The sequence below is a fragment of the Pontibacter qinzhouensis genome, from assembly GCF_008017455.1.
Lineage (GTDB): Bacteria > Bacteroidota > Bacteroidia > Cytophagales > Hymenobacteraceae > Pontibacter > Pontibacter qinzhouensis.
Window position 1 is genome coordinate 39,338 of sequence record NZ_VRTY01000045.1, and the last position, 7,495, is coordinate 46,832.

At 46.0% G+C, this 7,495-nt stretch carries 6 protein-coding genes; 1 reads left to right on the forward strand and 5 read right to left on the reverse strand.

Translation table 11 applies throughout. The features are described 5' to 3' along the window. Positions 1–169 precede the first annotated feature (169 nt). Positions 170–1,555 carry a sodium:proton antiporter gene (locus tag FVR03_RS12970; protein WP_147922180.1) on the reverse strand — a complete coding sequence of 462 codons (1,386 nt, stop codon included), beginning with the start codon at positions 1,553–1,555 and terminating at the stop codon, positions 170–172. A 213-nt stretch (positions 1,556–1,768) separates the two neighbouring features. Between FVR03_RS12970 and FVR03_RS12975 the strand changes: the two genes are divergently transcribed. Then, a complete protein-coding gene (locus FVR03_RS12975) occupies positions 1,769–2,374 on the forward strand; it encodes a NifU family protein (RefSeq protein WP_147922181.1) in 606 nt (201 codons plus the stop codon). 619 nt (positions 2,375–2,993) lie between these two features. Here FVR03_RS12975 and secDF read toward each other — a convergent pair. The 4 genes from secDF to FVR03_RS12995 all read right to left on the reverse strand — a co-directional run. Continuing rightward, positions 2,994–6,017 (reverse strand): protein translocase subunit SecDF, encoded by a 3,024-nt coding sequence (secDF, locus tag FVR03_RS12980; RefSeq protein WP_147922182.1) that lies wholly within the window; start codon positions 6,015–6,017, stop codon positions 2,994–2,996. A gap of 143 nt (positions 6,018–6,160) precedes the next feature. Continuing rightward, a complete protein-coding gene (locus tag FVR03_RS12985; RefSeq protein ID WP_147922183.1) occupies positions 6,161–6,490 on the reverse strand; it encodes an RNA methyltransferase in 330 nt (109 codons plus the stop codon). A 290-nt stretch (positions 6,491–6,780) separates the two neighbouring features. Then, positions 6,781–7,059, reverse strand: coding sequence for a hypothetical protein (locus tag FVR03_RS12990; RefSeq protein WP_147922184.1), 279 nt, complete (start codon positions 7,057–7,059; stop codon positions 6,781–6,783). Between the two features lie 114 nt (positions 7,060–7,173). Next, positions 7,174–7,495, reverse strand: a 322-nt coding sequence (locus FVR03_RS12995; protein ID WP_304608223.1) for a TrkA C-terminal domain-containing protein, incomplete at its 5' end; no start/stop codon positions are given.

Sequence of the window (7,495 nt, forward strand, 5' to 3'; positions counted from 1 at the left end):
AAGCTGAAGCTGATTTACCCTTGGCCCTTCCGGATGCTTTTTGCCTTCGGAAGGGCTTTTTCATTTGAATAATTTATCACCGCTTGCACAGGTTTTCTCTGTAAAAAAACAGGGCCGGATTCTCTGATGAATCCGGCCCTGTTGATGTCAGCCTTTGCTGTTGCTCTGGTTAGAATATGCGCACATGCACCACCAGGTACCATACGAGTATAAGCACAGGCAGCAGGAACGGAATAGAGAAACGCAGAATATAGGCGAAGAAAGAAGGCATTTTTATACCAGCACTTTCTGCAATGGCTTTTACCATAAAGTTTGGCCCGTTACCAATGTAGGTGAACGCACCGAAAAGTACGGCCGCCAGCGAGATGGCTTCCAGCAATACCAGTGTTGTTGGGTCTACACCAGTGCCTGTGGCAAACTGCCTTACCTCCACCACGCTGTTCTGAGCCATGTCGTATTTAGCCATAGCCAGCGACAGGAAGTTGGCATATGTCGGAGCATTATCGAGGAAACCAGATAAGGAACCAGTAGCCCAGTAGAGGAATGTTGGTGTAATGTACTGTGCAAACTGTGGCGAAGATGCAATTTCGGCAGAAAGCTGCAATGCCGGCATCATAGAAAAGAAGATACCAAAGAAAAGGAATACTACCTCCAGAATAGGGTGGAAATTAAATTTGTTGCCAGCCAGAGCGGTTTTGTTCGAGAACCTGAAGCAGAAAAAAGCTGCCGTTAACTGTATGATCTCACGTAAAAAAGAGAACCTGTTGCCATCATAGTAAATATGCGGCAGCTCCTCTATTACGTTTGGGTCCAGGAAAATAGCACCGATAATAACAGCAAGCCAGGCCAGGTTGCGCTTGCCGCTGATGTAGAACTCCGTTTTGGCTTCGTTCTTTGCTACCACTTCAGGTCGAGGAACAAAAGTTTCTTTGTTACGTCGGTCAAGCAGGAAGAAAACCAGGCAAAGCAGGGTTATTGATAAGATCCAGGGCATAAACAGGTGCTGCAGTGTCCAGAAAAACGGAACACCTTTCAGGAAACCGATAAACAAGGGCGGGTCGCCGAGAGGTGTTAAGAGGCCACCTGCATTACTCACTATAAAAATGAAAAATATAATCTGGTACGGTTTAATGCGATGCACGTTCAGGCGAATAAATGGCCTGATCAGGAGCAAAGAAGCACCTGTGGTACCCACCAGGTTCGCCAGCACCGCTCCCACTGCCACAAGTGCCACATTCATAAGCGGTGTGGCATTGGCGTTTATGTTAATGTAAATACCGCCTGCTGCTATGTAAAGCGAACTCAGCAATACGGCAAATGAGGCATATTCAAAGAACGTATGTATAGGCATGTGCACATCGTGCAGCACAAACAGGTAATAAGCCAGCACGGTTAGCCCCAGTGTAACAGCCACTGTTTTATAGTTATGCTCCCAGAAATGGCCAAACAGAATCGGCCCGCTGGCGATCATGCCGATGAGGATCAGGAACGGGATAATCAGGAAACCAGGCACTGCAGGATGCGCCTGCGCCAGAATAGTAATTTGTTGGAGCATGTTAAATAGGTGGTGTTATAGCTAAACAAAAATTTAACAGTTGCGCAAAGTTACATTTTCTAGTCTAAATAGCTACGGTTAAGCAGACATAATGCTCCCAATCTAGTGTTTAAACATGTGCAGGAAAGGGGGGTATGGGAGTTCTCATAAATATTAAGTAATTTTGGAAACTTTAAAACCATTCGAAAAGTTTTAATATAAACAGCGTATTCTATGATAGAAAATAAAGAAAAGGTAGTTTCAGTTTACGCTGAAGCTAACCCAAACCCAGAATCAATGAAGTTTGTGATGAACGTGGCGTTTTTGCCTGACGGCCAAAGCGTAGACTATCCGAACCTCGAAAGTGCCATGAACTCACCGTTAGCGCAGGAGCTTTTTAACTTCGACTATGTATCGCGTGTGTTTATTGCCAGCAACTTTGTAACCATCACTAAAAGTACTTCTATAGAGTGGGTAAAGCTTATTCCGGAGCTGCGCGCCTTCCTGAAGTCTTATGTAGAGGCAGGTGGCCCTATCTTTACGGAGATGCCGGTTGCTAAAACAGAGGCAACAGCCGGAGCAGATACGACCCCCGAAGATGCCGAATTATCTCAGAAGATTATCGATCTGCTCGAAAACTATGTACGACCTGCGGTTGAGCAGGATGGTGGTAACATCACGTTTAAGTCTTACCACGATGGTGTGGTAACTGTATACCTGCAGGGTTCGTGCAGCGGCTGCCCCTCTGCCACCGTTACCCTGAAAGCCGGTATCGAAAACCTGCTGAAGCGTATGGTACCAGAAGTAAGAGAAGTAGTGGCAGATGGTATTACCATTTAAACACAGATATTATTGATAAAAAAAGGTCCTGCCCGCTTTCGGGGGCAGGACCTTTTTTATTGTGAAGACTTCTAACAGTAGAGAGAGTGGTTAAAACCAGGCATCTTTAAATTTACGTTGCTGGTCAATTGGTCGCTGCCGCGAGCTTCCAGCTCATGGTTTTTATGATGGCGAGTTTTCAACTCGCGGAGGCAGGCACAAAGGCCATGTGTATACATCCTGATGTATGGAAGAAAATACCTTCTCCTGAATCTTGGCAACGCATGCCTGCCGGAAATCCTGATTTTAATTTGAAAGTCTGGTCCACGCGAGTTGAAAACTCGCTCCATTTAATACCACGAGCTGGAAGCTCGCGGCAGAGATACTTTTTGATTAGTTAAGAGTTAAAGGTTATGAGTTTGAAATTTTTATCATCCACTCATTTGGAATTTACCCAAATCAACCATCTAACAACTAACAATCAGCAACTAAATTATTCTAATGAAAAAGCCCTTCCGAAGCATTTTGTGCTTGAAAAGGTCAAGGGTAGGGGGCTATAAAAAAGACCGGCTACCCTTAGCGGATAACCGGTCTTGCCTTTTGTAGTAAGGTTGAACTGCCTGGTGAGGCAGTATCGAAATTAACGAGCTGTTGTCTGAGCCTGAGGCGTTGTCTTTAGCGATGCAGCTGGTTCTTTCTTCTCTTTCATGGTATCTACTACTACTGGAGTAGCAATGAACAAGGAAGAGTAAGTACCGAACAGCACACCAATGATCATGGCCAGTGAGAAGCCGCGCAGTACTTCACCACCGAAGATGAACAATACAAATACTACTAGGAATACAGTAGCGGAGGTAATGATGGTACGGCTGAAGGTGCTGATCAGGGCCGGGTTAACCAGATCTCTCAGCGGTGATCGTGGGTTATCATCCATGTATTCACGCACACGGTCAAATATTACCACGGTATCGTTGATGGAGAAACCGATAACAGTCAGAACGGCTGCAATAAACACCTGGTCCATTTCATACGAAATACCGAACATATCCAGAATAGCAAATATAGCTATAATCATGAGGGCATCGTGCAACAAGGCAACCACACCGCCCAAACTGAACTGCCATTTTCTGAAACGCAGCATCACGTACAGGAAGATGCCTACCAGTGACAGCAACACCGCAATAAGCGCTGTTTTCTGAATATCGTCTGCCATAGTTGCGCCTACTTTAGAGGAGCTCAGGATTTCGGGGTTCAGGTTGTTATATTGTTCCAGGCCTTGCACCAGGGCCGTTTTTACTTTCTCGTCAGCTTCAGTGCTTTCGTCGTCTGCCAGCCAGCTTGTAATAACTTTCACACGGTTAGAGGCTCCAAAAGTTTTTACCTCAGTACCAGCCGATTGGAAATTGTCTACCAGCGAAGACCGGATGTCAGAAGCCGGAACTGCTGAATCGAATTCTACTACATAAGAACGGCCACCTTTAAAGTCAACGCCCAGGTTAGGGCCGCCATTTACTACCAGTGCTACAATACCTAACAGCAATACAGCAAGTGAGAAACTATAGGCTGCTTTTCTGTACTTCATAGCATCAAACTTGATGTTGTTGAAAAGTTTGTCGGTAAGTGCCGTAGAGAAAGCCAGTTTTCCACCTTTTTTGAAAGTAGCTTCTACAAACAGCCTGGAGATAAATACAGCTGTAAAGAAAGACGTTACGATACCGATCATCAGGGTGATAGCAAAGCCTTTAACCGGGCCTGAACCGAAGTAGTACAGGATAAAGCCAACAAGGAAAGTAGTAACGTTGGCATCCAAAATGGTCATGAACGCTTTGTCGTAGCCTTTGTTGATTACTTCGCGCATGCTCAGGCCTTTGCGGGCTTCTTCGCGCATACGTTCAAATATGAGTACGTTCGCATCTACGGCCATACCCAGCGTAAGCACAATACCGGCAATACCAGGCAGTGTGAGTGCTGCGTTAAACTGCGCCAGTACACCCAGAATAAAGAAGATGTTGAACACAAGGGCAAGGTCAGCAATAAGACCGCCACGGCTGTAGTAAGCCACCATAAAGATAACCACCAGCAGCAAACCTGCTAAAGTAGAGGTCAGGCCTTGGTTAATAGCTTCCTGACCGAGAGAAGGACCCACAATGGCTTCTTCTACGATGCGTGTAGGAGCTGGCATTTTACCTGCTTTCAGAATATTAGCTAAGTCTTGTGCTTCTTCTACCGTAAAATTACCGCTGATTGAAGAGTTACCACCTGTAATTTCGCCTTTTACAACCGGAGCAGAATATACGTTATCGTCCAGAACAATAGCAATTTGGCGCTCTACATTGGCACCTGTCAGGCGAGCCCATTGCTTGGCACCGGCAGGGTTCATGTTCATGGTAATTTCCGGGCGGCCGCCTTGGTCGAAATCCTGACGGGCATCGTTAATGGCATCGCCACCGAGCGGGGCTTTTCCGTCACGGCCTTTTTTAATGGCATAGAACTCCACGAACTCCTGGCGATTGTCGCCTGTAACAGGCTTCACGCTCCACAGGAATTTCATGTTAGAAGGGAAAATAGAACGAACTTCTGCTTTTGTCAGGAGGTCGTTGATTTTAGCCGTGTCGCGTACGTTGGCGCCTAAGCCGCCGGGCATCATGGTAAACAGGCGAGCCAGCACGCTACTTTGCTCAGCAGCAAGTGAGTCAAGGCCATCGGCTGCAGGAGTAGTCTGAGCCAGGGCAGTTGTGTCGGTAGTGCCAGTGGTGGTATCAGTGGCGGCAGCTTGTGCCAGCACGTCTTCTGCCTGAGGTGCAACTGTTGCTTCAGGAGAGGCGGCTTTAGCGAGTGCGTCTTGCTTAGAAGTAGCAGTAGAGCCTATGTTCAGTTTACCGGCTTTTTCCTGCTGCGTTAAGTAATCGTTTAGTTTAGCAAAGTAAGGAGAAAACTCTTCCGGAGTCCAAACTTCCCAGAATTCCAGGTTGGCCATGCCCGAAAGCAGTTTACGCACACGATCCGGGTTATCTACACCAGGCAATTCTATCTGGATACGGCCGCTGCCTTTCAGGCGCTGAATATTTGGCTGGTTTACTCCGAATTTATCGATACGGGTACGCAGAATGTTAAAGGAGCGTTCAATGGCATCTTCCACCTCTTTGTCTATTACGTTTAATACTTCGGCGTTAGACGATTCGTAGCTGATGCGGCCACGGTTAGCGGAGTTAGAGAAAATACGGCTCAAACGACCATTAGGGTCAACTTCGCGATAAGCTTCGCCGAAAAGGGTGGTAAAGCTTTGCTGGCTGTTTTTCTGTAGTTCCTGCGCACGGGCAAGGGCTTTCACAAAGTTGGGGTCTTTGCTGTTGCCAGAAAGTGATTTAATGATTTCTACCGGAGATACCTCCAGCACCACGTGCATGCCGCCTTTCAGGTCGAGGCCAAGGCCAAGCTCTTTGCTGCTGATTTGCTCGTAGGTGTAATTCATAAACACAGGCTCTTTCCAGATCGAGTCCAGGTAAGTCTGCTGTCTGGCCAAGTCTATGTTGCCTTGTGCATCGGTGGCAAAAGCCTCCGCATCTTTCTGAACATTGCGCGAGATCAGCGAAAACGACAAGTAGTAGAGGCAGAGCGCCGATACCAGTATTGTCAGGACAATGATTAAATTTTTGTTCCGCATTGGTAAATAAGAAATTTAAGTATGGGTAAGTATAAGATTACTAGATAGATTACCAGGCCAGCTGTGCTTGTAAACTACAAACAGGGGCATAGTTGTTCCGCAGTACACGGAAAATCAGGAAATAGGGGTAGGTGGCAGTCTAACTAAGGGGCGTTAGGCTGAATGGTAACAGGAAAAAGTTGCGCTACAAAACCGTTGCCGGGAGGGGCAAGGCCGGATGATTTCATTTCTTCGTCGGCAGGGGCTGCAAACGACTGCACCGGAGCCGGAATAATAGCCTGGTGCAGGTTAAGGGCAACAAAAGAGGTAGTTGCCTCCAGCGACACCTTCTGCTTCACCACCGTTTTAGACTCTTTATCAGGAGTTGTGGCCAGTTTGGTAGTTGCTACAGGTGCTTTTGCCTTCGCCGTAGTGCTAAACGCTATCACTTCCTGCCCGTTGAGCGTAAGCGCCCAGAGCAGTGTAAGAGACATCAGCAGATGCCTTACATGACAGCAAATAGTTTTAGGTTTAGGCATATAGCTACAAATGTAAGTAAAACCGCACAAGTATCATGCTATCAGCTGTAAGAATTTTTATCTTTTAAAGCTGAAAGATACCTGTTTCCTGAGCTTATTTATTTATAGACACTTATTAGGTAATTTTTGTGCCCTTGTGTAGCTGGTTTTTTTTAATCTTTTGAACGAGAGGCAGCAGCAAAGGCTCCTGGCGTTATAGCCTAAGTTTGCATAGCTGCTTTTGTTGCTGTGATAGTAGCAGGTTATTATTTCATAGCTGGCTTCTTTGTTCTGTTTGTTTTAATACAAAAAGGAACAAAAAAATCAAGAAAATAAAAATCGAGTGCCCCTTCCCCCGACAGTTTATTTTCAATCGGTGCACCTGGCAAAGGTGTTCGCTCTGTAGCTACCTGACGCAATACATTGTTTAAGATTAGCTCTTTTTGCTGTGAAATTATTCTAATGATTTTGGCCTTCCGTAGGAATTTTAACTGTAAATGGTCAAGGGCTGCTTCAGTCATCCAAAAACTATCAGAAACAACCATTTAACAATTGAACCATTTAACAACCACCAATCAACAACCAGCAATTATTCCAATGAAAAAGCCCTTCCAAAGGTTTTGAGGCAATTCTGTGTCAAGGGTTGGCAAGGGTTTGGCTCACCTGTTAATCTCGATAAAGCGTTTGATGTCGTGCTTTTTGCCTATCAGAATGAGGATGTCGGAGGGGTAGATGATGGTTTCGGCTTTGGGTACACCTATAATGTGCTCTACTTGTGTTGCTTTTCCGTCCAGTATTTCTTCGAAGGCGCGCTTTATGGTAATCAGGTTGAGGTTGTATTTTTCGCGAAGGGAAATTTTGGCGATGCTGCGGTTAGCAATACCCCTGGGCGTGTTAATTTCTACAATCTCGTAGTTGTCTGGTAAAGGAAGAAACGTCCGGATGCTGGGCTGCAACAGGCGCTCTGCCACCGTTTTACCT